Below are 26,864 nucleotides of genomic sequence, written 5' to 3' on the forward strand. Positions count from 1 at the left end.
CCATTCCAACACTGGTCTTTGTTTTCCCTCCATTGTACCGGATCTTGTCTAGAACTCAAGCGAGAGCTAGCCATTATAAGAGCCACATGATATGCAAAAAAAACAGAGGGGACATAATGAATATGCCCCTCTGATGATCTAATACTCTTACTTTGCGGCTGTGTTATCTGTGTCAGCTGTATCTGTGCTGTCGGCAAGCTTATTTGTAATTTTCGCCTTGCCACGTACTTCCTCTAGCCACGATGAAGACATTTGCGATACTTGTTGGGAGACTAGACCCTTGCGAATCTCATCCTTTTTCTCTTCAAGAGTAGCCGTATGCGCTTCTTTACGATCTGTCAACTTGATGACTTGGTATCCATTAGCAGTCTTGATCGGTGCGCTGATCTCATCCTTGGCTAATTTAAAAGCAGCCTCTTCAACAGCTTCTTCACCATTCTCGCCTTTACCGAAGAATCCGGTGTCACCTCCGCTATTCTTCGTAGCGGTATCCAACGATTTGCTCTTCGCCAGTTCAGCGAAATCTGCTCCACCGTTCAATTCCTTGATGATGCTCTTCGCTTCATCCTCTGTTTCTACAAGAATAACCGATAGACGGACTTCCTCCGGCGTATTGAAGGATTCCTTGTACTGATCAAATGTTTCTTTGACTTGTTCGTCCGTAACATTAATTTTCGGCTCGAGCAGCTTCGTCAGCTTGAGCTGCATATCAAGACGCTCTTTAAACTCATCTAGTGTCATACCGGAAGAAGCTAGCGCTTGATTGAATGCATCTTCTGAACCGAAGGACTCTTTGTAAGTTTCAATTTCTTTATCAATATCAGTAGCGTTAATCTGAATGTTAGCCTTCTTCGCTTCCTGGTTCACCAGTTCACGGTTAATGAGGTTGTCGAGCGCTGCTTCTCCACCTCCAGAAGAGGCCAATTCATCAAACAGGGTATCTTTGGAAATTTCAACTCCATTGACGGTAGCGATCGCTTCAGCCTTTTTGCTGGCAAATGGCGGCTTAATGAGGACGATGATCAGCAATACGGCAAGCACCAGCGATACGATTGGCCAGACCTTGGATCCTGAATTCCCGCCACTCGCAGGTTCTTGGGACGGATTCCAGCTGTAATGCTCGGCAGGCTTCACCTCATCACTGTCACTAGCTAGCTCTTCCTTCACTTCATTTTCTTCCGCCGCTTTACCTTCGTTCTCAGCTTGCGGTTGTTCTTCTATATCTGTCTGATTATTCTCTGTAGTCTCTGCCGAAGCATTAGACTCTGTTGTATAGTTTGCTTCCTCGCTATCAGGAACAGCTTGTCCGGCCGGATCCTCGTGACCATTCTCCGGTTCGCCTGCCGTGTCCTCCTGCTTGCCTGTTAGCTCAAGATCTTTCTCTTTGTCTTCCATTCAGCTTGTGACTCCCTTCTTCAATTGGAAACTCTTTCACTTCTATGACTTTAACAGATTTGTCCGTTTTTAACCTTAAAGAATTATAAAATATTGTTTTTTTGTTTGCTTTTTGTGAACAATCAATAAGTAAGACAGAGCTATCATTTCTGTTCTGGCTCAAAAAGTAGTAAAATGGTAAGGAAAACATGTTCGGGAGGAACTGACAAAATGGATTATCAAAATTATTTCCAAAATAACCGCCAGATTCATCTGGATGAACTGACGGAACTGTTGAAAATTCCTAGCATCTCGGCACTGTCTGACCATAAAGGTGATGTACAGAAGGCGGCTGAATGGATTGCGGCCTCGCTCCGTCAAGCGGGAATGGAGAATGTAGAGGTTAACCCTACGGCTGGACATCCTATCGTAACTGGCGAATATTTGCATGCCCCAGGAAAACCAACTGTACTCGTATACGGGCACTATGACGTGCAACCTGTAGACCCGCTCAATCTGTGGGATACGCCGCCATTCGAACCTTCGATCCGTGACGGCAAGCTATACGCCCGCGGCGCTACAGATGACAAAGGACAAATGTTCCTACATATCAAAGCTGTAGAAGCGATCCTGAAGCAAGAGAAAGAGCTTCCTGTAAATATTAAATTCTGCATCGAAGGTGAAGAAGAGGTTGGCAGCCCGAATCTACCTATTTTCCTAGAGAAAAATCAGGATAAACTGGCGGCAGACGTCGTTGTCATCTCCGATACTTCACTGCTTGAGCCTGGCAAGCCAGCGATCTGCACTGGACTTCGTGGCCTTTGCTCCCTGGAAGTTAGCGTGCATACAGCAAATACGGATCTGCACTCCGGTACATTTGGCGGCGGGGTTCCTAATGCGCTGCATGCGCTCGTGGATTTGCTCGCTTCTCTGCATGATGACAAAGGACGCGTAGCTGTGGAAGGCTTCTATAAAGGCACGCCTGAGTTGCCTGCTGAATTAAGAGAGGAAATCTCCAAGCGTGGATTGGATGAGAGCAAACTTGCAGCGAGCCTTGGCCTGGAGACACTGTATGGTGAAGAAGGCTACAGTTTCGCAGAACGTACCGGCGTCCGTCCAACCTTGGAACTGAACGGTGTATATGGCGGTTTCCAAGGTGAAGGCAGCAAGACCGTTATTCCGAAGGAAGCTCATGCCAAGATTACTTGCCGTCTAGTTGGCGATCAGGATCCGCAGGATATTCTCGATAAGATTGATGCTCACCTGCAGCAGCGCGTACAACCTGGCGCCAAGCTGGTCGTGAAGCAAATGGAGAAAGCTCACGCCTTCAACATCGATCCTGAAATTCCAATGCTGCAAAAGGCTGCCGACGCTTATGAGAAGGTGTATGGGGTGCGCGCTTTGTTCACCAAGGACGGTGGCTCGATCCCGATCGTAGAGACCTTGTCCCGTGTTCTTGAAGCTCCAGCCGTCATGATGGGCTTCGGACTTCCTGACGAGAACCTGCATGCGCCGAACGAGCACTTCAACCTTGAAAATTTCGACAAAGGTCTGCTGACCATCGTTGAATATCTCAAATCCCTGTAATAAAGATAAATAATACTATGAGCGTATAACTACTCAACGCTGTTACCAAGGAAGCTGTCGATATGGACAGCTTCTTTGTTTCGCAAAGCCTCCAATATAAGCTGATATAAGCTGAATTGATTTTGAGTTCATTTTGCGTGCTGCATCGTATATAGTAATAATCCAATCGATTACTTCTGATCGATGAGGTTACAATATAGATAACACGAACATGCATTTTATCAAGAATAAGAGGTGTCTATTGGATGTGGCATTCGAAATCACAGGAAGAAGTGCTTAAGGAGCTGCAAATTGATCCGGCGGTTGGGCTTTCAGAGGAAGAAGTACGCGCGAGGCTGGAGCAGCACGGGCCGAACAAACTAAAGGGCAAGCCGAAAAAAAGCATGATCGCTCTGTTTCTGGCCCAGTTAAAGGATATGCTCATTTACGTGCTCTTGGGTGCAGCGGTAGTTACCCTTATCGTAGGGGAATATGTGGATGCAATCATTATTCTGGCTGTTGTTCTGCTCAATGCACTGATCGGCGTATTCCAGGAGCATAAGGCGGAGAAGGCTATTGAGGCACTTCAGCAAATGACTACGCCCAAGTCGCTCGTTCGCCGTCAAGGAGAGGTGAAGGAGATCAATTCCGAGGACATCGTTCCCGGGGACATTGTTATACTGGATGCGGGTCGATACATACCGGCTGATCTCAGACTGCTCGAGAGCGCCAACTTGCAGATTGAGGAATCCGCTTTGACCGGGGAGTCCGTGCCTTCGGATAAAGATGCTGATTCTCTGCACGAAGATCCTAAAACTCCGATTGGGGATATGTCCAACATGGCCTTCATGTCTACCCTCGTGACCTATGGAAGGGGGGAAGGCATTGCCGTAGCTACGGGGATGAACACAGAAATGGGGAAAATTGCGACAATTCTGGATGAGGACATCCATGATCTGACCCCGTTGCAGAAGAAGCTCGAAGAGCTCGGCAAGACACTTGGCTTCATCGCCATAGGCATCTGTGTTCTGATCTTTGTTATTGGTCTTATTCAGAAGCGGGATATATTTGAGTTATTCCTGACGGCCATCAGCTTGGCTGTGGCAGCGATTCCGGAAGGCCTTCCGGCGATTGTTGCGATTGTTCTCGCACTAGGCGTGACCAGAATGTCCAGAATCAATGCTATCGTGAAGAAGCTTCCTGCTGTGGAGACGCTGGGCTCCGTCAATATTATTTGTTCTGACAAAACAGGTACACTGACCCAAAACAAAATGACGGTCGTGAAGTACTACACCGCTACTCCTCTAGGTGACGAACCTCCGGTGGAGTTAATTAAATCATTCGTGCTCTGCTCCGATGCCACGCATGAGAATGGGGAAAGCACGGGAGATCCGACCGAGGTTGCCCTCGTCATTTACGGCGAACAGAATAATATTATGAAGAAATCGTTGGAGGCCGAGTACAAAAGAGTCTCGGAAAAGCCTTTCGACTCCGACCGTAAGCTCATGTCCACATTAAACAAGACAAGAACGGGCTACCGCGTTCATACAAAAGGGGCCATCGATCAATTGCTGAATATTTCAACCTCTGCCATTGTAGGCGGGGAAGTTGTTCCCTTAACCAAGGAACTGAAGCAGCAATATTTGAAGGCGGCCGAGGGAATGTCGGATGATGCCTTGAGAGTGCTAGGCGCAGCATTCAAAGACACCGAGCAGCTTCTATCGCCAGATGAGATGGAGCAGGATTTAACGATTCTGGGCTTCGTCGGCATGATTGACCCGCCGAGACTTGAAGTGAAGGATTCCATTCGAGAAGCGAAGTCAGCCGGGATTACTGCTGTGATGATTACGGGCGACCATCGGAACACAGCTGTAGCCATCGCCAAGGAGCTCGGCATTGCCGATTCAATTGGCCAGAGCATGACGGGTGCAGAAATTGACGAGCTCTCCGACGAGGTTTTTGCGCAAAAAATCAAGAACATTCGAGTATTTGCCCGCGTCTCGCCTGAGCACAAAGTGAAGATCGTGAAAGCGTACAAAGCGCAAGGAAATACGGTATCGATGACCGGTGATGGGGTAAATGATGCTCCTTCCTTAAAGAACGCTGACATCGGCGTAGCCATGGGAATCACAGGCACCGACGTGTCGAAGGGCGCCAGCGACATGATCCTAACCGATGATAATTTCACCACCATTGTGCATGCGATTCGAGAAGGACGAAATATCTACTCGAACATCCGTAAGACCGTCACCTTCCTCTTGTCCTGTAATTTCGGCGAGGTTGTTGCGATCCTGGCATCAATCTTGTTCTTCTGGCCACTGCCGCTATTGGCTACCCAGATTCTCTGGGTCAACCTGGTAACAGATACGCTGCCGGCTATTGCGCTAGGTGTGGATCCGGGGGAAAAGGATGTGATGAAGCGGAAGCCGAGAGATCCCAAGGAAAGCTTTTTCGCCGGTGGTGCCGCATTCCGGGCCATCCTTGGCGGTGTTCTGATCGGATCCTTAACTTTAGTTGCCTTTTACCTGGGATTAAGAGAGCATGGCTTTAGCCTGAACTCGGCGAATATCTCCGAAGAGGCGATGACGTATGCTCGGACGATGGCCTTCGTCGTTCTTGCCGCATCGCAGCTGTTTTACTCTTTTTCCAAACGAAGCGACACCAAATCGATTTTCCAGGTCGGCTTGTTCTCTAACAAGCTTCTGGTCGGCGCGGTTATTGCGGGTCTGGTTCTCCAGTTTGCTTCGATCAGCATTCCATTCCTGGCGGCGGCATTCAAAGTACACAACCTATCCCTCGTAGATTGGGGAGTAGTCATTGGCTTAGCCTTGATCCCGCTCATCATTAACGAGGTTATCAAGATGTTCATACGAATGGGGCGCGGCACTCTCATCAGATAAGCGATATTACGTACGATTTGCTTAAGTACTATAAAACTAAGATAAAACAAACAAAAAACCTCCCCTTTCTTCCCGCTATCGGAGGAAAAAGAAGGTCCATGTTCTCTGCGCCCTTGGTAAAACCGTCAGATTTTTAGCTCCCCAAGCTTGATCAGCTCAACAACCGCCTGCGCGCGACCCTTGACATTAAGCTTTTGCATGACATTGGAAATATGGTTCCGGACGGTCTTCTCGCTGATGAATAATTGGCCGGCAATGTCGCGGGTCGTTTTATCCTGCACGAGGAGTTCGAAAACTTCCCGTTCACGATGAGTTAACAGAAATTTGCTGTTTCGATCGCTACTTTTCAAAATGCGTCACCCCTCCTTGCTCGGGTTTTATGGTTTACAAGGTTAAGGGATACAGTCAACACCATTTTATGAAGAGATCGGATTATTGGTGCCGTAAGGAAGTAAAATAGGCGCTTTATTTCCAGATCGTGTCTATTCTATAGTTCAACTCAGGTCCTTGCTGATCTTCTGCTCTTCATTATCTGGCAGCTCACTAGTCGCAAGCGTACAGACTCACCTGGAACCGACTCTGACTCGTAATTTGGACAAATAAAAAACCGCTCTTTGACGACTCAGTCAAAGGCGGTTTTTTATTTACATGAAAATTACTTCATTTTGCATACAGGTACATCAGAATGTCCAGCAGCTCCTAGCTTCTCAACAACCTGGATCAGAACCTCCAGCTCATGGGGCTCCAACTCTTGAAGATAGCTTCGAACCACTTCTCTCGACTTCCTTCCTGCCTCTGCGAATACCTTGGCACCTTTGTCGGTTACCGACAGAAGCACCGATCTGCGGTCCTGCTCATCATGACGGCGTTGAACATATCCGCTCTGCACGAGACGGTCAACCATAACAGTAATCGCACTAGGCTTAACTTCCAGCGCGTCAGCCAAATAACTTACATTGCACGGATCAGTTCGGGCAATCAGAGCAAGCATATGGAACTGAGGTCCTGTTAATCCAAGCTCCCGGTGCTGCATAATTTCGGTCTGCATCTTCTTGAAAGTCCTGGACCATGCAGTCATTAGCCGCTCTACATATTCATCAAGATTCGAATCCAATGTTACTCCCCCTCTTCGAATCGTAATGCCTGCTTCAAGTGTATTATGGGAGCGTCGAAAATACAAGGAAAGTGTCATAATTTCCGGCCTGGTGTGCTATAATCGCTTGATTTTATCGGTAAAATAAACTATGATGAAGTCGAAATAATTTTCATACATTTAATAAAAATCACAAAAATAATTTTCATGATCAAAGAGGGTGATTCCAATGCTCACTCCAATCTTGCATGCGCTCTCCAGTAATCTGGACAATTTACCTCCCCAAGAGCGCAGGCTTGGAGAATATATTTTGCAGGCCCCTTCCTCCGTAATTCATCTCGGTATTACCGAACTCGCTTACGCTTGCAGTATTAGCCCGTCAACCGTAACGCGGTTTTGTAAAACATTCCATTTCAAGGGGTTTCCCGATTTCAAAATGAAGTTGGCTGGCGAACTCGGTCAGAAGACGGTGGCCAATCAATATCAGGATTTGAAGGCTGGCAATGACTTGCAGGAAATCGTCAAAGCGATCGAAGCCAATCATCTGGCCTCCATTACGGATACGACGAGGCTGCTCGATATGAATGAGCTTGAGCGGGCTGTGCAAATACTGTGCAGAGCAAAGAGAATCGATCTGTATGGTGTTGCAACATCGTCCATCATCGCCCAGGATTTCTACCAGAAGTTAATCCGGATTGGCAAGAACTGCACCGCCTTCTCTGATTCGCATATGCAGATCACTTCTGCTTCCACACTAGGGGAGGATGATGTCGCACTGGCTATCTCCTATTCGGGAGAGACTCCTGAGACCATCGATGCGCTCAGATGCGCTAAGGATAGCGGAGCCATCACAGTCTCACTGACCCAATACGGAAATAATCAACTCGCTTCTCTTGCCGACATATCCTTATTCTCTTCTTCATTGGAGAAAGGTATGCGGCGCGGCGATATGGCATCCCGCATCGCCCAGCTGCACGTCATCGATATTCTGTTCACAGGCATGGTAAGTATGGAATTTGAAGATTTCATTCCCAAGCTGGAAAATTCTTATCAGAATGTTCAAACCTATAGGAAACGACAAGGAGGTTATTAATAATGATAAATATTATTAAAGTTAACAATGAGCAGCAGTTTAATGAGACAGGCGCAGGGATCATCGCGAGCCTGGTACAAACCAACCCGAGGGTCAAGCTTGGTTTGGCTACAGGTAGCACGCCAGTGGGCGTGTACCAGAGATTGATCGAGCTGTACAAGGAAGGCGTTGTAAGCTTCAAGCTGGCTAGCAGCTACAATCTGGACGAATATATTGGGCTACCTGAAGATCATCCGGAGAGCTACAGACGCTTCATGAACGAGAAGCTGTTCAACCATATTGATATGCCGTTGGAGAACACTCACGTTCCTTCCGGCAATTCCAGCAATGCACAGCAAGCTGCGGACGAATACAACCGTCTGCTGGACGAAGCAGGCCAGGTTGACCTGCAATTGCTTGGCCTTGGTCATAACGGTCATATCGGATTCAATGAACCTGATGAAGATCTGCAAGGTCAGACGCATATCGTAACCTTAGATGAGCGTACACGCCAGGCTAACGCACGTTTCTTCGATTCCATCGATGATGTTCCGACACATGCCATAACTATGGGCATCGGCTCGATTCTTAAGGCGAAGCAAATTTTGTTGATGGCTAAAGGGAAAGATAAGGCGGAAATCGTCGCCAAAGCACTTAAAGGACCGATTACAACGAAATGTCCAGCCTCGTTCTTGCAAACACATCCTAATGTGGTAGTTATTCTAGACCAAGAAGCAGGGAGTCTTGTATAATGAGCAACTATAATTTTCAAATTGTGAATGGTAACATCGTTACTCCTAAAGGCATCATCGAGGACGGAGCTGTTACCGTAGAGAACGGAGTTATTACCTATGTCGGCTCGACTGCGGGCATCCCTCAGGATTCGGCTGAATTGGAAACCGTAGATGCAGCAGGAAAATACATCCTGCCTGGATTTATTGATGTCCACGTACATGGCGGCATGCTGGAGGATTTCTCTAAGCCGAGTAAAGCCGGTATTGACGCCATTACCAAGTTACATGCGAGCCAAGGGACAACTACAATGCTAGCCACGACGATGACTATGCCGAAGGACGTTCTAGATGAAGTACTGGCTGAAGTACAGAGCTATATGGAGAATGATATGCCGTACGCTCAGCTCGGCGGTGTCCATCTGGAAGGACCATTCATCAGCCCGAAATGGCCTGGTGCCCAGAACCCAGCCCATATTGTCCCACCAAATAAAGATTGGATCGAGCAATGGGAAGAGCAATATCCTGGATTGATCAAGCAAGTCACGTTCGCACCGGAGCGCGAAGGCTCACATGAGCTCATCCGTTTCTTGCGCAAGAAAGGAATTGCCGCTGCCGCAGGTCATACGGACGCAACCTATGAAGACATTATGTCTGCTCAAGCTGTCGGCTTGAACCACTCGGTTCATATGTTCAATGCAATGACTCCGCTTCATCATCGAAAACCAGGTACAGCAGGAGCAATTCTGAGCACCCCGGCGATCAGCGCAGAGATTATCGCTGACGGTATTCATGTACACAAAGCTGCCATTAAATTGCTGGCCAGTGTGAAGACAGATCACAATCTACTGCTGATTACCGATGCAATGTCAGCAGCTGGATTAGGGAATGGCGATTACATGCTGGGCGACCTGCCAGTAGTCGTTAAGGATAATGTATGTACTCTGAAGGAGAGCGAAGGAACGCTTGCCGGCAGTACGCTTACGATGATCCGCGGCTTCCGTTATCTTGTACAGGAGGTTGGTCTGTCCATCGAAAGAGCTTCTGAAGCGGCTAGTGGAAACCCGGCAAAATTACTTCGTATAGACCATATCACCGGCTCCATCGAGACAGGCAAACAAGCTGACCTGCTGCTGGTAGACAATGATCTCGAACTGCAGCAAATCTGGATCAAAGGCCGTCAATTTCAGGATTAACCAAAAGTAAATTAGAGGTTCCTTATACACTATAGGGAACCTCTAATTTACGTTGATCACATGAAATTTAGCGATGCATATGAGTGCGGTAGCCGTCGGTGGATACCCCGCTTGGCGTATACCCGCTAGGACCCGTCATGGTTCCTGCACGTCCCGGAAAGACCCGCTCCACCATCCGTTCAAAATCACGTACATAACCATTCAGGGTTGCTCCGTCACGCGATTTGGTTGTATATCCCCCCACACCGGTTACAAAATCAGGGTCCGAAGAGATATAGACATTCTTAATATGAGGCGCTGTTTTCTTAATTTTGTTCGTAATTTCATTCTTAACATGCTGCGGAACATGATCCCTTACAGTTCCCGTCCCATTTGTGCTGAACGGACTTAATGAGTTGTTCCTTATACCATTATGGGTACCGCTGGACATGAAATTATAAGTTCCATAAGTACCAGCCATACCGGTGTTTCCACGGATACCATAGGTTCCATCCCATCCATCTGTTCCATTTCTAAAGGTTCCATTGAGCCCGTCTGTATTAACCCCATGCAATCCATTCGTTCCATAAATGCCATTCATCCCGTAGGCCCCGGTTCCTCTTGTACCATTTAGACCTGTACCCGTTGTACCAGTCAGACCTGTTCCTCTTGTACCATTTAACCCTGTACCCGTTGTTCCAGTCAGACCTGTTCCCCTTGTAACTCCTGAAGGACTTAATGGAGCACCTAATCCTTTGGCGGAGATTCCAGAGCTACGGTTGACCCCATGACGATTGTGCAGAGTTACCGCGACATAGGCATCACGATCCGACACTAATACATGTGCGGTCTGAACATCGGATAGTCCGGATATTTTGTTGCTTAATATTGGGCTGGATTTTAGAGAATGAACGCGGTGTGTCGTTCCGTGTCCAGCACTGCGTGTGAACATCCGATTTCCCGGCTTAATGGAATTCACGTCATAACGGTGCTCGGTCTGGCGTAAGCCCTGCGTGCGGACATTGTTATTTTTCGTCGTTGTACCGCAACCAGTAATACTGACCATCCCAGCGATTAGAGCAGCGGAGAGCGATAAGCTAACGATTTTGCGCATGTAGTCATCCTCCAGCAATATAATTTTATGATGAACAGAACTTAGGATGCTCTCATCGCGAGTACGAAATTCAGGTAAACTTAACCGACTGCCTTGCCTAGCGCCAATAATTCCTCCCCCACATACGATACATATTATGCTGGTTTTAAGGGAGGATTATAACTTGAAGAAAGTAGTAGTGACAGGCGGAGCTGGCTTCATTGGCTCCCATCTGGTACAACGCTTGATTAACTTAGGGGACGAGGTGCATGTAATCGATGATCTTAGTACAGGTCATTTAGAGCATGTTCATCCAGAAGCGAAGCTGCATGTTCTGGATATACGTTCTTTGGATGCTGCAGATATGATCGCGACAATACGGCCCTCGCACGTGGTGCATTTGGCAGCTCAGGCCGATGTTCAACGCTCGGTTCTTGACCCAGCAGCAGATCTTGATATCAATGTTAATGGAACCTTGAACATCTTGAATGCTTGCCGGGAAGTCAAGGTTGGCAAACTTATATTTACATCGACGTCAGGGGTTTACGGCGAGAACAGTCGGGAGCTTCTTGTTGAATCTGATCCAGTTAAGCCGATTTCTTTCTATGGATTATCTAAATTAGCTGCAGAGCAATATATCGCCCTATTCGATCGCTTATTCGATCTTCCGTATACAATACTTCGGCTTGCTAATGTCTACGGACCCGGCCAGACTCCCAAGGGAGAAGGCGGAGTTATCGCTATCTTCATCGATAAATTAAAACAAGGGCTTCCACTCACTGTAAATGGAGATGGAGAGCAGACACGTGATTTCATCTACGTTGAGGACATCGTAAGTGCGATTATTGCAGCGGCTGAATGTGAATATCGTGGTATTATACATGCCAGTACAGCGAGGCGTACCTCTCTTAATGAAATGATCGACCTTCTTGGCACACTTCATCCTCGGCCTATACAAGTGACCCATCGCCCCGATAAACCTGGAGACATCAAGCATAGCTGCTTATCCAATACCAAGTCTGCCCAGCTTCTGCAATGGCAGCCATCTCATAGCTTACGGCAAGGACTGGAGAAAACTTACCTCAGCGCTATGATGACTCATCCCAACCATCCGGAAACTGGAGCCCTCTAAATCCAATAAAATAAGCCGATCCCTGATACCATTCATTCAGGGGTCGGCTTTCCGATTCTATATTGGAGTTGACAGATAATACGGTCCCGTCATAATCGCCCGGGATTCCTCAGACCGTACACTTAAATAGTAGATATGATTTGCTTGCGTGGCTGCTTCGGAATAGGTCTCGATCATCAGGCATTTCTCAAAGCAAGCCTCTTGCGACCAATACACCACAGGTCCATCCGGAGCATCTCTGTGAACGATAATCTCCATCTCTCCGGTGTCCCAATAAATCGGCTTTTCCCAACCTACTTCGATTTTGATCTGTATCCATTGACCTGTAACGATTCCCCTCACATCTATCGACGTCAATGCAACCTCCTGGGGTCCAATAATGAAAGGTTGGAACTCCCCCCTCGCGGCTCCTCTCTTCATCAAGCTCCCTCCCCATTTAAATGCTGTACAGCATATCGATAAAATTTTTGCAGTATTTATTAATTCCAAATTCTCTATAAATATGGTAATATGCAGCTTCCCGAATATAGTCTCTTCTGGCATGATTGTGTATCAAATCTCTAGCTTCTCTAACAGCCTGGCTAATATCGCCTTGAGAATAGCTCTTTCCGGTCACATCATGAATAATGGATGTGGCGACGCCATCCGAGTTCGTAGCCAGAACAGGGCATCTGCAGCTCATCGCTTCCAAGACGGATTGTGGTGCCCCCTCCACCTTAGAGGTCGAGATCAAGAAACCGCCGGACTCTCCGATTGTGGAGAAATAATACCTCATCTCGGAATTCGGCACATTCGAGAGTAGCCGAACTCTGCCATGCAAGTTCAGTTGATCTATTACTTGGAAAAATTGCTCGCGTTCTGATGGAATCGATAGGTTCATATCCTCGAACATCAGCATCTCTAAATCCGGATAATAATAAGATAACTGATGACCAATCACGAGAAATTCCCGCCAATTTTTATTGTCCTCCATCCTGCCGACCCAGGCAATAATCGGATGAAGCGGGCTATACACCGGCTGATAGGTAAAATAGTCGGAATCAAAGCAATTGTTGAAATTAAAATGGGGAATAGAAGGAAACAATTCCTTAAATAAAGCGGTTATATGCGGCGTTCTCGGATTCAACAGTGCAGAGGCATGAGCATTGATGATGGGAACAGCTTCGGTCAATTTCTGTCTCGCCGTCTCTTGTGATCCGTAGCCTTGAATTTCTAGAATGAATTTCCCGTTATAGCCCAACCAACGAAATCGCTCAAAGGATGTATGATCTGTGGTTACAATAATCGTCTGATAGTTTCCTCGGTCTAATATTTGCTTCGTCTCATAATCATCGCTTGTAATATAGATAGGAAAATCAGAAGGATTCTGCAGCCCTGCCCCCCAACTGTAATACAAGCAATCCGCTTGAACTCCATATCGCCTCAATGCCTGACAACGCTGCCGATTAACCGAATGCACACCCCCGCTCGGAACGTAAAATACAAACAAGACATTCAGTGTACCCACCTCCAAGCCTTAATTAATTCTGACCGCTTGCTCTTGAGTAAAGATAGCTACGGGCTGCACGCCATTCCAGGCTCTTACAGTCATTGCCGTTGTGTCATATTTATTGATGTTCGTTACCATGATCAACTGAAACGGTGAGAATTGGGTCGTAATTCGCGGAATAATCACATTAACCCCTTGAGCTAAGTGATATAACCCGCGATACAATAAGCCTTGGGGCGTATACACCGTAATTAGCATTTCGAATCCTTCGCTGCCCAGATTGCATAGCTCCAAATCAAAGGCTTGAATGAATCGAGAATCTATAGCGCCATGTTCAACCGAATTCAATCGTAAAATGGACATATCGTGCCCTCCAGCAATCTTAATGATTTCTATCATCCTATGCTTCCTAACTCAAAATGCACAGGTCATCCATCTATGTTGCTCTACCTATTTCTCCAGCCTTTATACATTGGTCCAAGCAATGAGGTATACGTAGCATTTAAAAGAATAAAGAAAAAATACTAGGAGGCATTCACATGCTGCTGCATGATATGAAAGGACGATACCAGGCTGTTTTCAGCCTAGGCGAGAACTGCCTTCCCGCGATTCAATTAGAAAGAAATGGACTTCGTCTTTATTCAGGCCCTCTGGATTGGCTGGCCATTTCGCAAATATCTGAGCGGCTAGCCAGCGCATATTGTTCATTCATACCGGAAGTACATTTGATGAAATTCTAACCTTGGATACCGTACTCTCCCAAGACGTTGTAAATGATAACCGATTGCTTCATGTCATCCACGCGCCTGTTCCGGGGATCATTGATAATTATTGCCCTCTGAGCAATGTATGCTCTCTGGTTCTACCAGGTCGGGAAATCTGGAAAGGCAACAATTCGCTATGCACGAAAATTTTAAGCGGAATTTTCATAGAGTCGTTAATACAGCGAAATAAAGCCAATGGGTGCACCTGCAAGCAATCAACCCATCGGCCTTTTCTATATTTTTACTGGAGTCCTTCGAAGCGAAGAGATAGAACCGCATGGTCCGGCAGCTTATATTCACGCGGAAGCAGAGCAAATACTCTGTTCCAGATTACATAGTCTACCTCTACTTCCGGATGAGAAGTCTCGACGGTAAAGATTCGATTGTATAGATCCGAGATGACCATAAAGCGATCGCTCATCATGAATCTCCTCCTTAGTGATGTGAATTCAAAGCCATATGATAAACCCCGAGCACACGGTTCATCATGACATCCATGGACCAGTGTGAATTCGCCCAATTCCTCGCTTCACTTGCTATATTCAACCGGAGTGGTTCATTGTCCAACAACAATTGTATATGCTGTGACAAGACCACCGGATCCTTAACGGGATGAATCAGCCCTGTCCTGCCATGCTCAGCCATCTCAGGCAGTCCACAGGCGTTAGAAAGACATACCGGAACCCCTGACAGTTGAGCCTCCATAACAGAGAAAGGCTGATTGTCCTGAATACAGGAATGGACGAAAATGTCCGAAAGAGCCAATAGCCCTGGTACATCGTCCCGCTCTCCGAGGAATAAGCAATCATTCTGAAGCGATAAACCTCGCACCTGGTGCTCAAGTTCCTCCCTTTTTTCACCCCCTCCGACAATCCAGCATACCCAATCATCGCGGATGCTTCTTAATATGCCAAGTGCAGATATTAGAATATCAATTCCTTTGACGAAGGATAACCGTGCCGGGCAGATAATCACCTTCTTCCCCGCTGGCTTCGTGATGGTTGTACCCTGGCTCGCCTTATTCCAGAAGGCCCCGGCATCAATTCCATATTGAATCACCTCAATATTCGGATTGGATACACCTAGCTCATACACCAGCAAGTTCTTCATCCAATGATTCGCCGTGATTGTAGGCGTTCCCGACAGAGCGCCATAATGTTCAATTGATTCGAAATATCTCCATGCCGGGTCTTTCTCTGTAACGCCGACTTGGGGATTCATCTGAAAGTGACGCTTCAGTTCGGCCGATACCGACCCATGAAGATGTGCGACAAGCGGCTTATGGCGTGGTTTTACCCGGCTAAGCGCCCGTGCTGCGAATATATCCTGCGTATCGATAATGTCATATTGATTGAGATCTATAAAAGCAGCTGCCAACTCTAAATAGTAACGATCCATCTCATAAAAGGTGATTAAAGGGTCTGCGAATAATGCCGGTGCGCTGTCTGGATTCAGCTTAGAACTCAGCAGCGGGCGGAGCAGGTCTTTCGACAGTCCCCAACCGCGATTCGGCATGTAGAACATAGAATAATCCGGACTATTCCCCAGGAGGTCTACTTCGTGCCCTCTGGCTTCAAGCCACTCCTTAAGCTGGGTCATATATTTCCATACTCCGCCAACATGAGGAATCAGCCAGTATGTGGCCAACAATATCTTCATATTCTCTCCTTCCCAGATGAGAAATCCGTTCCTTGCCGGACCTCTCCTGTAGCTCATTATGTTCTAAGCAAGAGTGTTTCGAAAAAACTTGATAATACAATATATTGAAAAGCTGGACAGCAAGACACGACATTTGAACCCCTGCCCAAAAAAACAGTCAACCATTAGGCCAGCTGTGATCATATGTAAATATAAAAAGACGGCCCCGCATTCCATCTATGAATGCGGGCCGTCTGTCTGCTTGCTCTTAGTGTACTGATTATTACATCACTCGACGCCTATAGTTTCTTAATCGGAATAGGCTGCGGCAATCATGCTTTCCGGGCCGACCCGGGTCGGGAATACTAATAATCCAGCCGGGGAACTGATTAATGCTTGATATACAAGGAAACCAGCCGGAGGATGGAAGTCTGCTCCATCAAATGTAATTACCGTGTTGGAAAGAGCAGTTACGATTGGCAAATCTGTAGTTACACTGTAGATTGTTGTAGGAACACCAGCAACAACACGCTGTACTGATATAGTAACCGGGGTAATAACAGCTGCTACGGCTACAGAGACAGTAGCAGTAACCGTGAACTGCACCTCCAAGTTTGGTCCCGCAGTTGTTGCATTAAGTCCTAACGTAGCGAAGACAGTTGGTGTGCTTGTCACAGGTACCGAAATGGAGCCTGTCGCTGAAGAGTTCACAGAAACCTGACTATCTAGTAATCTGTTTGGCATTGGGATTTCCCTCCTTTCTGATACTATTCTATGCCGAGAGAACTTTTTGGTATGGACACACTTTCCATATGCAATAAAAAGGCATTTGCTAGGAGGGAAAACTCAACTATGAAATAACTCTATCTAACGCCCCTCATTTCTATGAATCAGCTTCAGCAAGGCCGCTTTCGTTCGTTCTTGAATCTGGTTATATTCCTTCGACACAGCTTCTATATGGCGGCGAGTCCCCATTTCATCATGCCAGCGGTACATTGTCAACGACTGATTCAAGAACGGGAAGTAAATTCCTGCTTGAATAGCGCGTAGCCAGAACTCTATATCATGCGTATAGCGAAGAGACTCATCAAACAGTCCAATCTGTTGAAATAATCCCCTACGCATCATGACGGTACAACCGTTCACTGGATTAGCATTCAGGAAGGTACGATAGAATACCTTCAAATCGCTGTACGTATTATTGGGAACAACATGAGCATGCGTAATTCTCCCCAGATCGTCGATATAATGAAAATTCGTGTGTGAGATAAGGGCTTTATGCTGGATCATGAACTGAACCTGGTTTTTGATCTTATCAGGGGTGAATAGATCATCAGAGCTAAGCCAGGCAATGTAGTCACCTGAAGCATGCCGAATTCCATGGTTAAGTGCTGTAGCCGTCCCCCCATTTGCTTTGCCCAAATAATGCACTCGATTCAAATAAGGGGCCACCCGTTCCTGATGCCTGGTTGACCCGTCGTCTACAACGATAACTTCAATATTGGAATACGTTTGGTTCAAGGCACTCTCAATCGCTTGATTAACATAAGAACAGTTATAGAAAGGTATTACAATTGTAACCAGAGGGTTCATCGAATCTCCCCTTCCGTAATGCGCAAATATTCAATAATATCTCTAAGCGATTTTGAAAGCGGGATCCGTGGATACCAGCCGAGACTTTCTACCTCCGCTGCTCGCTCTGAGAAGCTGAACCCCTCCGAGGACCGATCATCTCCCCATATCAGCGGGACATTCTGATCTGCAACATCCAGCATTTTATCTGTAATCTCTTCCAAGCTCCGTTCAATTCCTGAACATACCTGATAGACTTCTCCAAATGAGCCGAACATCATTAAGTACCCGTAAGCACGAACGGCATCCCGTACATCCAGGAAATCGCGGCGGTCAGCCCGGGAAGAGATGCGAAAAGGGCCGGGCTGTCTGCCCAATTCGCACTGTACAATATATCTGCCTAAAAATGTGCAGAAGCCTGTGGACGCACCGGGACCGATTAAATTCGACGGCTCTGCCAGAATCACTTTCTGATCGAACAATTTTCTCCAAGACAGGGCCACCGCTTTCTGCAGACTCTTGCTTAGACCATAAGGATGGTTCACTTTGTCAAGAACCGTCAGATCTGCCGAGGTTCTTGAGCCAACGACCAGGATGATGCATTCCGGTTTAGCACGCATCGCATCCAGCAGGTACAGCGTAGGCATTAAATTGGATTGCATATAGACCATCGGCTTATCCCATGACTCGGAGACCGAATTCATCCCACCAAGATGGAGAATATAATCGGGAGCGATTCTCTTTACAAGGTCACATACACGGGAATGATCCAATAGATCGCAAGAATAATACTGGATACCATCCATCTTGATCACTCGATTCATATCGCGTACAAGGGCTGTAACTTGCATCCCAAGCGTAGAGAAATATTCGCAGGCATGTCTGCCTGTAAAGCCAGAAGCACCGGTAATGAGGATTACTTGGCCTCGGAGAACTTCTGTCTCATCCATATCTCCATCTCCTTCAGCATATCGCGATAATGAGGAACCTCATATTTCCAATCCGTTCGGGTAGATACGATGCTCCGATCCAATACTGGAGTATCGCTGGGTACAATCTTTACTCCGGTTACATTCCAGATTTCCTGCATGAGGAGAAGCAGCTCGTATTTACTGATCTTCTCCGGATAAGCCAGATGCACCAGGCCGGATACAGGAGAGTCCAACAAAGAATCGATCGCTTTGGCCAATTCCAGAGTGGTTACGCCATTCCATAGCACATTGACATATCCCTGAACGGTTCCCCTCTTCTGCATGAACCAATGCATCAAGCCAATTCCAGAATCTCGAATTTCAGGACCTATAATAGAAGTGCGGATGGTAATATGACCTGGAGCCCGCACTTCCCCTAGAGCCTTTGTTAAGGCATAGACACTGACTCCATCCGGCTCATCATCTTCCCGGTAACCTCCTCGTGAACCCAAGAATACACAGTCCGAACTAATATGAATTAATCTTGCGTCTAGTCTGTCAGCCATCCGCTGCAGGCGATGCGGGAGAAAACCGTTGATGTGATAAGCATTTATTTTGTCATTCTCTGCGAACTGATTCAGGACCCCTACGGCGTTAATAATAACCTGGGGACGAACTGCTTCAAGTACATTCTCTGTCTTAAGGCAGTCTGTTACATCGAGTAGCAGACCGCCTTCATCCGATTTATCCCGTGTCGTATAGAATACGGTATGTCTCCCTTGTCGCCGGAAATATTCTATAATAAGATGTCCGGCCATACCCTGGCCGCCCAGAACGAGCAGCTTCATGAGAGAAAACCTCCACGCTTCAATATATCTTTGATCTCATCCTTATTCATCAAATGCTGATCTGAACTGAAGCTGCTGAAGGTTACTGGCTTGCAGTCCTTATAGCGCTCCTTCAATTCAGGCATATTAATCGTCGGCAGGATGACCAGGTATTGGTCATCATACACGATGGTATTTATACTTTCGAAGTCGCTCATCAATATCTCATGGATTTTCTCACCAGGACGTATTCCGCTCTCCACCATTCCTACCCCTGGGACTCCCGAATCTTCAATGAGCACCTCGGCCAGATCTACGATTCGGCAGGTCGGCATCGTCATTACAAAGATCTCTCCGCCTATGCTTTCCACAGAAGCCTTGAACAAGAGGCTTATCGCATCGCGCAGCGTCAGGAAGAAGCGTGTCATGTTAAAATCCGTAATAAAGACCTTCTTCTTCTTTTCGATCTGATCTTTGAACAGATGGACTACACTTCCGTTCGTTCCCAGTACATTGCCACCCCGAACAGTAACAAATCGGGTCTTGCTATGCAGCAAATTTGCGTAAACGATCAGCTTTTCTCCGATCGCCTTGGTCATTCCATAGAAATTGGATGGGTTCGCCGCTTTATCCGTGGATATATTGATGACTTTGCTGACACCGTTATCTATTGCCGCTTCGATCACATTTTGCGTACCGATGACATTCGTCTTGAGCGCTTCATATGGCTGGTCTTCACATACCGGAACATGCTTGAGTGCGGCTAGATGGAACACATAGTCCACTCCTTGGCACGCTGCCTTGAGCGCCTCTTTATCGCGGACATCTCCGATGCAGAAGCTTAGCCTCGGATCCTCAAATTTACGGTTCATCGCCACCTGAGATGATTCGTTCCGCGAATATATAATGACCTCTTTGGGCTGCTGAGGCAGCAATTGGGTGATCAATTCATATCCCCATGAACCGGTGCCCCCAGTCACCAATATACGCTTATTCTCAAACATGCCATTTCCCTCCAAACATAAATTTGACTACTCTCTCTGCAACCTGGTCCGCCATATATTCCTTGGGACACTCCCAATCCCGATCCATCTCAGTCATCAACTGTACTGCTGCAGATATTCTCTCGGCATGGAGACCCGATACGATGTTGCTGCCGCAATCCACGGTCTCCGGGCGCTCTGTAGATCTTCGCAATGTCACCGTCGGTACATGCATGATGCAGCATTCCTCCTGTACTGTACCGCTGTCAGTGAGGGCACACAACGCATGACGTTCCAGCATGACGAAGTCGAAGAAGCCGAAAGGCTCATGGAACTCAATTAACGGGTTCAGCTTGAGCTTGAGATCGCTCGTCATACGCGACCTAGTCCTCGGATGAAGACTGCAAATCAATCGATGGCCGAATTTTTCAGCTACCATATTGAGTCCATTCATAATTTCCAGCAGATGTTTAGGATGATCTACATTCTCGGCACGGTGGGTCGTAACTAGGAAATATTCACGTGACTTCAGCGACAAGCGCTCCAGAATATTGCTCGCGGAAATGTCCTCTTTGTAATGCTCAATAACCTCAAAAATCGGATTTCCGGTCGTGACAATCCGATATCCGGGAATTCCTTCGGCAATCAAGTGCTGCTTGCTCTGTTCTGTATAAGGCATATTAATAGAGGAAATAGCATCAATCACTTTCCGGTTCTTCTCTTCTGGTACCTCCAGATCGAAGCATCTGTTCCCCGCCTCCATATGGATGACCGGGTAACCCATTCGTTCGGCCAGAATAGCGCACAGAGCACTATTCGTATCTCCTAGCAGCAGCACCCGGTCCGGCTTCTCCGTGTCCAGAATTTCTTCCATTTGTGAGAACATAGCGGCCAATTGCTCACCGAGTGTCGCTTGCCGATCCTGAAGGACATAATCCGGTTGTCTTAACCGCAGTTCCTGGAAGAAGATTCCGCTCAGGCTCTTGGTAAAGTTCTGTCCCGTATGCACTAGAATGTGCTTATCTGCATACCGATCCAATAACGGAATAACTAGGCTTAATCTGATAATTTCCGGACGCGTACCTAAAATCGTCATGATTCTCACATTCTCAACTCCTTCGTATATAGCTAAGGGACAACTTGTATATAGGGGTATGGGAACGATCGATGATGCACCTAATTTTGACCGGATTTTCTAATGCCCCTGCGCCGACGGGAAGACTTTCGCCGAGTTGACCGCTGTGATGATCTCTTTGCTGTTTTACGTCTAGATCGTGATTTCGCCCCGGCTTTCCTCTTTCTTCTTCTACCGGAGACTGAACGGTGCTTATATCCTACCTTGCCCTGTGTCCGACCCACCGAAGGGCTAACTGCTGATTCCACTGGGGCAACGGCACTCTGAGGTACTGTCGAGGTAGGAACGGAAGAGAAAGGTAGAGGAATTGGATTTCTGCTCAACCCCTGTATCCGGCCGATTATTTCCTGCACTCGTTCGTCGTGTGCTCCCCTTCCGAAGACGGCTACAGCCCCATACTGATTATTCCTTCCGACTTGCTCCGCCAGATCCGGTGTCTCAAGCAGTTGCCTTGCCTTGTGAACTAACTCGGCCTCATTCCCAGGAGGCGCCAGAAAGCAACCACTTCCGACAGAGGTTAGAATCTCTTCCAGCCCGCCCGAGGCATATGCCACAACCGGCTTGCCGAAGATCATCGCCTCCATCGCTGTCAGTCCGAAGCCCTCTCTTATTAACCCAGGAATAATGACGATATCCATAGCGCAGTATGCTGCCTCAATGTTCTGCTCATGATCTACAAAGAGAAATCTGTTCTTTATTCCAGAGTAAGTAACAAGATGTCTGAGCTTACGGAAGAACTCCTTGTCGAGCTCTCCGCCGATAATGACAAATCTCGTCTCAGGATGCGCTGCTCCTATCAAGGTTGCCGCCCTGATGAAATGATCAGCCCCCTTCTCTGGCGTCAAGAATGAAGAGATATAACCAATCAGTTTCTCATTCGCTGATATTCCCCACTTCATGCGCTTTTGCCATCTCCAGCTCTGCCATTCGGACGAGTTGAGATCATCTTGATTCCACGAGGGGTAGAGCAGCGCCAGCTTATCCTCAATCCGATAAGGAAGAAATGGAGTCATGGCCGAATTGGAGATACAGATAATCAAATCGCTGTACTGATCAATCGTATTGATGGCATGCTGGATATAAGCGGTATCTATGATGACCTCAGTAATATGCCAGATCACAGGAATGGCTAACGACTTAGCTGCAATTGCCGGCATTGCATTTACGCATGTATTCACAAAGACATAATCTGGTCGCTCATCTTGTAGAAGGGTAATCGCCACCCTGCAGCCAGGAGACTGGATATATGCCTGAATATCCTGGATCAATCCCTCATAGGGAGTAAATATTCCATACATCAGCGGAAATTCATGGATTATAGTGCGAATCCCCGCTTCATTAGCCAACTGGGTCAGTCTCCCTTCCCCTGGCATAACGATCGTACAGTCGAAATAAGAAGAGAAAGTTCGTGCCAGAAAGAGCAGCAGCTTTTCTGCCCCTGTAATGTTCCGAGAGTTACACACATGCGAGAAGAGCATCAGCTTTTTTTTATCTGACATTATCAACTTCCCCCGTATCCCTCTATCCTTCCTTCTCCGGAAGGTGATAGCCGGCATGCATTGCCATTTGATGAAACGTTGAATATCTCTATTCGAAAATATAGCCGAGCAGTTCATTCAGCCGGTGGCTGTACGTATGATCACGGAAAGTTCTTTCGAGAGCCCGCAATGCAATCTGCTGCCGCTCCTTCTCATGGGACAAGTAATAATTCACTTTATCCATTAGCTCAGCGGAATTTGAGAATGTCTCAATTTCTACGCCTGGCTTGTAGAAGGACGATAGATCCTCACGACTGTCTACAAGCTGCAGCGTTCCACATGCTGAAATCTCAAAGGTACGCGGGTTGGGTGAGTGCGCTGCGATCTTGGCCGAATTGTTGTTCACTGTCTCATCAAACGGTGAACGATGCAGATTAATCACAATTTTAGTCCCGCTGTAGACTTCCGCTGTCTCCATCGGCCCCATCCATTTACCAATCTCAATCCGATCAGGATATTGCTCATATTCCGGCAGTCGGTCCCACCATATTCCGTTAATCCTTAATCCCTTCTCCATCAGCCCACCAATGACCGGACGCAGAAACTCTACGCGATTCCAGTAGGCCGAACCAATGAAGCTGATCTGTCGGCGAATCGCAGAGAGGGTTAATGTCGGACGATAATGACTTACATATGCGGCAAACGGTAAATAGTAGACATTGCGGCATCCCAGACCGCGGTAGACATCAATGCAGTTCCGCTCCAATGTAAAGACATAATCATAATGGGGAGCGATCTTCAACGTCATGTCGCTATAATAAGGATCATCCGTCAACCAGATTGCTGTTCTAATCCCTAACGCCCGGACCGCGTCGATCTGTTCAACCGGCAGGTCCATTCCGTCAAGCGCTAGTACTAGATCGGGCCGATGTTTTACCGCTAGTTCCCGGATCTCTGGCTGTCTACTTTCAGTTGTAATTACATCTGCGGTTAAAGTCTTCAAGGTCTCAACAACCGCTTCATCTATCGGCATATACGGGAACCCTTTACCAGAGCTTACATAGAGAACTTTAATCTTTCGGACCGGAAAGAATGGCCTGGTTCTCTCTACAATGACCTTCGCGTGCCCCCGCATGTATCCTTCAGCATATCCGTCTCTGAGCCCGTCTTCCCATCCTTTGCGCCCGGAGTCGTCTGAAGGATCCCTTGGAAATGGCCGAGCGGAATGCTTCCCTTGTTGTAACACGAACTGTCACTCCTTCTTCAATGGAAATTTAGAGTACGAACTCAAACAATTGACGGACCCGATGGACAAACGTATGGTATTGCCGTGTCGTCCATAGAGAGCGCCAGGCAATAGCTAGACGTTCTTGTTCATGCTGAAGATAATAGTCAATTTTGGATTGCAAGTCGCCGACATCTTGGAATGTTTCAATATCATACCCCGGACGGTAATACCGAAGCAGATCGCTACGGATATCGGTGATTTGCAATGTTCCACAGGCTGAAATCTCATAGGTTCGCGGATTGATTGAGCTTCCAGATAACCCTCTACCATTGTGGTTATCCGAACCGGCCGACGTCGGACGATGAAGATTAATCACTATTCTGGAACCATTGTAATAAGCGACCGTCTCCGGAACAGGAACCCATCCAATGCGGATAAAGCGGGACATTTGATCGTAGCGCTTGAGCCGGTCCCAATGTCCCCCCGCGATGATCACTTTCTTATCCTGCAGAAAAGGTTCCAGCTGATCGAACAGTTCGACTCTGTTCCAGAAGGCGTTGCCTATAAAGCAAATATCGAATTGCTGCTCTATCGTCGTCCTAACCGGTGCGAATGTATTCGGAGATACTGCTAGAGGTAAATAATAAACCTGTGAGCAGCCTGCTTCCTTATAGAAAGAAACGCAGTCCTGCTCATGAGTGAACACAACATCATAAGACACCGACAACTCAACCGTTTCATCTGTAAAGTAGGGATCATCCACGAACCAAACCGCAGTCTTGATTCCCATCTGACGAATCATTCTGATATGAGCCACATGATCGGCAGGAAATACATGCAGCCCATTCATTACAATCACCAGATCCGGTCGGCAGTTTCTCGCTGCTTCAAGCATCTTATCTGGAGTGGCGATAATGCACTCTGCTGCCAGCTGCTGGAGCGCATCACTCATCCCTTGATCAATAGCCTCGAATCCTTGAGGGATGTACAGAACCCTGATGTTTGTTTTGCCAGATATTTGCGGTGGAATTCTCGCCAGAATTGCCTGGCACCCACCATAACGGTATCCCTCTCGGTATCCGGCTTGGTAAACCTCGCTGGGGGTACTCTCGTTCGCATTCTTCAAGGTATTCATCCTATCTTTGAATGGATTTCCTAGGTCTGTATAAATATATGCTAGGGGTACACGTGCATCATGGACGACTACCCCGCGTCCGCATAAATTGGCGAATGCCTTCTATGTAGCAGACATCAAAGCCCCTACCCGGTCTTGTGGCCGAATAGGGGCTTTCAGATTGCACACTCTATGAAATTTATAGATAATAGATCAGTCCTATATCCGTTCCTTATAACCTATTTTATGCCCATCCTCGAACCCTTGGGAGAACCCTGAATCGAAGCCCTCCTGGTAGGCATCATTATAAGAATTCTGATAACTTTCTGAATCATTTGCCACTTCCTCCGGGACCGTAACGACTATAGGATCGGATGCCAAATTTCTTTTACGACGGTGATTCAAATAACGCCTGCGTTGAAACCTGCCTCTACGTTTTGATCTACTCTTGCGGAGGCCCCTGCCGTGCAGCCTGCGTCCGCGTTTTAGCGCTAATTTGCGTTTACCGGCATTACCTCGCCCAAGCCTCCTCGATTTGGGTCGGCGGCCGGCGCGAACCTTCGGTCTTAACATACTCTATCTTCCTCCTGTTCTCCTCGGGTGACAACCTTTGCTGCATAACAAGAATCCGTAATCCAGGGCGATGAAGGAGTTCCGTAATAGACGCGATGCAGTGTTACTCCACATATCGTACGGGCTATCGCCTGCTGATATTCCACCAGCGTCTTGACATTTTCCGCGAGATGGCGGGCCGTTCCTTCGGAATGAGTCACATCTGCCATGCTATCCAGAATGCGCGCCAATGCCATTTGGCTCCTGGCAATGGATTCTATGACACTTATTTTGGCCTTCTCTCTAGCATGAAGATCGATCATCATTTGTCTGTATCCCCCAAATCGAAGCCGTCACCAAACAATCCGTCAAGGCTTCCTTCCTTATCCGCCTCTTCTTCTGCCGGGACAAGTACTGTCTTTAAATTACTGCATAATCCGTTCTGCAGCTTAGTAAGCCCCTCCATTACCTCAACAATCTGTTCATGAATGTCGAGCGGCTCGGACAACCGCTTCTCATCCTCCTCGAAGCTGGTGTGTTGGACATGGTTCAATACCCAATTGCGCACCTTCTCGGCTTCAAGCGCCTTAGCCTCCAGGATCATAGCGACATTCCACTGGACTTTGGAGGCTGCATCTAAAATATGCAAATAAGCCTGCTCTCTACTCATTGCATCCTCCCCACTTTCAAGCTTATTACTCTTCATCCTGGCTTCTTAGCTCTTTTAAGACGAAGCCCAAATTCTCTGCCATAGCCTCCTGAAGATCAGCAATGGCATTTAAATAAGAAATTACGCTTTTGTTGATCCGGCCCGTATTCTCGATCAGACCAGATACTCCATCAAATCCAGGTTCGGTATCAGGAATGGCATGAACGATTTGGGCCAAACGAACAACAACCTGCCGTTCAGCATCCATCACTCTCGCCATCTGCTGGTGTGAATGAGACACGTGGACAATGATCTCTGTAATCTTCTCCTCCATCCTGATTCCTCCAAATGATTATAATTATTACAATAGACGGCACAAGGCTATGCC

At 47.2% G+C, this 26,864-nt stretch carries 29 protein-coding genes; 7 read left to right on the plus strand and 22 right to left on the minus strand.

Going from position 1 to position 26,864, the window contains the following annotated elements; genetic code table 11:
* Window positions 1-147: 147 nt before the first annotated feature.
* Window positions 148-1,395: a peptidyl-prolyl cis-trans isomerase gene (locus tag ABD014_RS15110; RefSeq protein WP_343862509.1), complete on the minus strand. Its 1,248-nt coding sequence runs from the start codon at window positions 1,393-1,395 to the stop codon at window positions 148-150.
* Between the two features lie 210 nt (window positions 1,396-1,605).
* Between ABD014_RS15110 and ABD014_RS15115 the strand changes: the two genes are divergently transcribed.
* A complete protein-coding gene (locus ABD014_RS15115; RefSeq protein WP_343862512.1) occupies window positions 1,606-2,961 on the plus strand; it encodes a dipeptidase in 1,356 nt (451 codons plus the stop codon).
* 245 nt (window positions 2,962-3,206) lie between these two features.
* On the plus strand, window positions 3,207-5,840 hold the full coding sequence (locus ABD014_RS15120) for a cation-translocating P-type ATPase (RefSeq protein ID WP_343862514.1): 2,634 nt from the start codon (window positions 3,207-3,209) through the stop codon (window positions 5,838-5,840).
* Between the two features lie 125 nt (window positions 5,841-5,965).
* On the opposite strand, the gene ABD014_RS15125 is transcribed toward ABD014_RS15120, so the two are convergent.
* Window positions 5,966-6,190: a helix-turn-helix domain-containing protein gene (locus ABD014_RS15125; protein WP_009225122.1), complete on the minus strand. Its 225-nt coding sequence runs from the start codon at window positions 6,188-6,190 to the stop codon at window positions 5,966-5,968.
* A 305-nt stretch (window positions 6,191-6,495) separates the two neighbouring features.
* Window positions 6,496-6,954, minus strand: a complete 459-nt coding sequence (locus tag ABD014_RS15130; RefSeq protein WP_343862534.1) for a MarR family winged helix-turn-helix transcriptional regulator — start codon at window positions 6,952-6,954, stop codon at window positions 6,496-6,498.
* A 208-nt stretch (window positions 6,955-7,162) separates the two neighbouring features.
* Between ABD014_RS15130 and ABD014_RS15135 the strand changes: the two genes are divergently transcribed.
* The 3 genes from ABD014_RS15135 to nagA are packed head-to-tail and all read left to right on the plus strand — an operon-like array spanning window position 7,163 to window position 9,932.
* Window positions 7,163-8,026 (plus strand): MurR/RpiR family transcriptional regulator, encoded by an 864-nt coding sequence (locus ABD014_RS15135; protein WP_343862536.1) that lies wholly within the window; start codon window positions 7,163-7,165, stop codon window positions 8,024-8,026.
* A gap of 2 nt (window positions 8,027-8,028) precedes the next feature.
* The gene (gene nagB, locus ABD014_RS15140) at window positions 8,029-8,757 is read left to right on the plus strand and encodes a glucosamine-6-phosphate deaminase (RefSeq protein WP_343862538.1); all 729 of its coding nucleotides are present in this window, start codon (window positions 8,029-8,031) and stop codon (window positions 8,755-8,757) included.
* Complete coding sequence (gene nagA, locus ABD014_RS15145; protein WP_343862540.1) at window positions 8,757-9,932, plus strand: N-acetylglucosamine-6-phosphate deacetylase; 1,176 nt, start codon at window positions 8,757-8,759, stop codon at window positions 9,930-9,932. The genes nagB and nagA overlap by 1 nt, the downstream gene beginning before the upstream one ends.
* Before the next feature lie 67 nt (window positions 9,933-9,999).
* Here nagA and ABD014_RS15150 read toward each other — a convergent pair whose 3' ends face one another.
* Window positions 10,000-11,025, minus strand: coding sequence for a YhcN/YlaJ family sporulation lipoprotein (locus ABD014_RS15150; protein ID WP_343862542.1), 1,026 nt, complete (start codon window positions 11,023-11,025; stop codon window positions 10,000-10,002).
* Between the two features lie 163 nt (window positions 11,026-11,188).
* Between ABD014_RS15150 and ABD014_RS15155 the strand changes: the two genes are divergently transcribed.
* A complete protein-coding gene (locus tag ABD014_RS15155; protein WP_343862544.1) occupies window positions 11,189-12,136 on the plus strand; it encodes an NAD-dependent epimerase/dehydratase family protein in 948 nt (315 codons plus the stop codon).
* Between the two features lie 57 nt (window positions 12,137-12,193).
* On the opposite strand, the gene ABD014_RS15160 is transcribed toward ABD014_RS15155, so the two are convergent.
* The 3 genes from ABD014_RS15160 to ABD014_RS15170 all read right to left on the minus strand — a co-directional run bounded on the left by ABD014_RS15160 (window position 12,194) and on the right by ABD014_RS15170 (window position 13,988).
* Entirely contained in the window at window positions 12,194-12,556 is a 363-nt protein-coding gene (locus tag ABD014_RS15160) for a hypothetical protein (RefSeq protein WP_343862546.1), read from the minus strand.
* A 16-nt stretch (window positions 12,557-12,572) separates the two neighbouring features.
* Window positions 12,573-13,532 (minus strand): glycosyltransferase family 4 protein, encoded by a 960-nt coding sequence (locus tag ABD014_RS15165; RefSeq protein WP_343862548.1) that lies wholly within the window; start codon window positions 13,530-13,532, stop codon window positions 12,573-12,575.
* A gap of 120 nt (window positions 13,533-13,652) precedes the next feature.
* Entirely contained in the window at window positions 13,653-13,988 is a 336-nt protein-coding gene (locus tag ABD014_RS15170) for a hypothetical protein (protein ID WP_343862550.1), read from the minus strand.
* 176 nt (window positions 13,989-14,164) lie between these two features.
* On the opposite strand from ABD014_RS15170, the gene ABD014_RS15175 reads away from it, so the two are divergent.
* The gene (locus ABD014_RS15175) at window positions 14,165-14,365 is read left to right on the plus strand and encodes a DUF1796 family putative cysteine peptidase (RefSeq protein WP_343862552.1); all 201 of its coding nucleotides are present in this window, start codon (window positions 14,165-14,167) and stop codon (window positions 14,363-14,365) included.
* A 265-nt stretch (window positions 14,366-14,630) separates the two neighbouring features.
* On the opposite strand, the gene ABD014_RS15180 is transcribed toward ABD014_RS15175, so the two are convergent.
* The 15 genes from ABD014_RS15180 to ABD014_RS15250 all read right to left on the minus strand — a co-directional run bounded on the left by ABD014_RS15180 (window position 14,631) and on the right by ABD014_RS15250 (window position 26,810).
* Entirely contained in the window at window positions 14,631-14,813 is a 183-nt protein-coding gene (locus ABD014_RS15180) for a hypothetical protein (RefSeq protein WP_343862554.1), read from the minus strand.
* An 11-nt stretch (window positions 14,814-14,824) separates the two neighbouring features.
* Window positions 14,825-16,048 carry a glycosyltransferase family 4 protein gene (locus ABD014_RS15185; RefSeq protein WP_343862556.1) on the minus strand — a complete coding sequence of 408 codons (1,224 nt, stop codon included), beginning with the start codon at window positions 16,046-16,048 and terminating at the stop codon, window positions 14,825-14,827.
* A gap of 288 nt (window positions 16,049-16,336) precedes the next feature.
* Window positions 16,337-16,771, minus strand: coding sequence for a hypothetical protein (locus ABD014_RS15190; RefSeq protein ID WP_343862558.1), 435 nt, complete (start codon window positions 16,769-16,771; stop codon window positions 16,337-16,339).
* Between the two features lie 123 nt (window positions 16,772-16,894).
* The gene (locus tag ABD014_RS15195) at window positions 16,895-17,620 is read right to left on the minus strand and encodes a glycosyltransferase (RefSeq protein ID WP_343862560.1); all 726 of its coding nucleotides are present in this window, start codon (window positions 17,618-17,620) and stop codon (window positions 16,895-16,897) included.
* Window positions 17,617-18,549: an NAD-dependent epimerase/dehydratase family protein gene (locus ABD014_RS15200; RefSeq protein ID WP_343862562.1), complete on the minus strand. Its 933-nt coding sequence runs from the start codon at window positions 18,547-18,549 to the stop codon at window positions 17,617-17,619. The genes ABD014_RS15195 and ABD014_RS15200 overlap by 4 nt, the downstream gene beginning before the upstream one ends.
* Complete coding sequence (locus ABD014_RS15205) at window positions 18,516-19,358, minus strand: SDR family oxidoreductase (RefSeq protein WP_343862564.1); 843 nt, start codon at window positions 19,356-19,358, stop codon at window positions 18,516-18,518. Before ABD014_RS15205 ends, ABD014_RS15200 begins: the two co-directional genes overlap by 34 nt.
* On the minus strand, window positions 19,355-20,341 hold the full coding sequence (locus tag ABD014_RS15210) for a polysaccharide biosynthesis protein (protein ID WP_343862567.1): 987 nt from the start codon (window positions 20,339-20,341) through the stop codon (window positions 19,355-19,357). Before ABD014_RS15210 ends, ABD014_RS15205 begins: the two co-directional genes overlap by 4 nt.
* Entirely contained in the window at window positions 20,334-21,425 is a 1,092-nt protein-coding gene (gene wecB, locus ABD014_RS15215; RefSeq protein WP_343862569.1) for a non-hydrolyzing UDP-N-acetylglucosamine 2-epimerase, read from the minus strand. The genes ABD014_RS15210 and wecB overlap by 8 nt, the downstream gene beginning before the upstream one ends.
* A gap of 71 nt (window positions 21,426-21,496) precedes the next feature.
* Window positions 21,497-22,954, minus strand: coding sequence for a glycosyltransferase family 4 protein (locus ABD014_RS15220; RefSeq protein WP_343862571.1), 1,458 nt, complete (start codon window positions 22,952-22,954; stop codon window positions 21,497-21,499).
* An 88-nt stretch (window positions 22,955-23,042) separates the two neighbouring features.
* On the minus strand, window positions 23,043-24,179 hold the full coding sequence (locus ABD014_RS15225) for a CgeB family protein (RefSeq protein WP_343862573.1): 1,137 nt from the start codon (window positions 24,177-24,179) through the stop codon (window positions 23,043-23,045).
* A 28-nt stretch (window positions 24,180-24,207) separates the two neighbouring features.
* The gene (locus ABD014_RS15230; RefSeq protein WP_343862575.1) at window positions 24,208-25,296 is read right to left on the minus strand and encodes a CgeB family protein; all 1,089 of its coding nucleotides are present in this window, start codon (window positions 25,294-25,296) and stop codon (window positions 24,208-24,210) included.
* Window positions 25,297-25,494: 198 nt separating this feature from the next.
* Window positions 25,495-25,848 (minus strand): hypothetical protein, encoded by a 354-nt coding sequence (locus ABD014_RS15235; RefSeq protein ID WP_343862577.1) that lies wholly within the window; start codon window positions 25,846-25,848, stop codon window positions 25,495-25,497.
* Window positions 25,842-26,153 (minus strand): hypothetical protein, encoded by a 312-nt coding sequence (locus tag ABD014_RS15240; protein WP_343862579.1) that lies wholly within the window; start codon window positions 26,151-26,153, stop codon window positions 25,842-25,844. Before ABD014_RS15240 ends, ABD014_RS15235 begins: the two co-directional genes overlap by 7 nt.
* Entirely contained in the window at window positions 26,150-26,497 is a 348-nt protein-coding gene (locus ABD014_RS15245) for an alpha-helical endospore appendage domain-containing protein (protein WP_343862581.1), read from the minus strand. Before ABD014_RS15245 ends, ABD014_RS15240 begins: the two co-directional genes overlap by 4 nt.
* 25 nt (window positions 26,498-26,522) lie before the next feature.
* A complete protein-coding gene (locus ABD014_RS15250) occupies window positions 26,523-26,810 on the minus strand; it encodes a nucleoside-diphosphate sugar epimerase (RefSeq protein WP_343862583.1) in 288 nt (95 codons plus the stop codon).
* Between the last annotated feature and the right edge of the window lie 54 nt (window positions 26,811-26,864).

The sequence above is a fragment of the Paenibacillus motobuensis genome (assembly GCF_039521865.1).
Classification (GTDB): domain Bacteria; phylum Bacillota; class Bacilli; order Paenibacillales; family Paenibacillaceae; genus Fontibacillus; species Fontibacillus motobuensis.